Source organism: Massilia sp. 05N420 (genome assembly GCF_056397205.1).
Genome location: NZ_JBFTMX010000282.1, coordinates 1 through 364, shown reverse-complemented (window position 1 = coordinate 364; position 364 = coordinate 1). Strand labels below are relative to the sequence as shown.

General features: G+C 61.8%; 1 protein-coding gene. It reads left to right on the top strand.

Annotated features, from left to right (window positions below):
* Positions 1-364 (top strand): HlyD family secretion protein (locus AC1DIX_RS28340; protein ID WP_477328695.1); only part of this gene is annotated, 364 nt, incomplete at both ends.

Below are 364 nucleotides of genomic sequence, written 5' to 3'. Positions count from 1 at the left end.
ATGCAGAACTTGCGAGCGCCGAGAAAGAGCTCGGACCGGCCGGCCAGGATAACCCGCAGCTACAGGACGCTCTTGCAGCGCTGGAGCGGGCCAGGCTCGATCTGCTCCGCACCACCGTGCTCGCGCCCGCCGATGGCGTTGTCACCAATCTTCAGCTGTCCGTCGGTGGCTTTGTCAACACCGGACAGAGCGCCATCACCTTCATCGACGCCGGCACGATCTGGATAGCGGCCAACTTCAAGGAGAACAGCCTCGAGAATGTCGCAAGCGGCAACAAGGCGGAAATCCTGTTCGATGCGCTGCCCGGAAAGCTGTTTCCTGCTCATGTCGAAAGCGTCGGTTTCGGCGTCGCCCAGGGCAATGT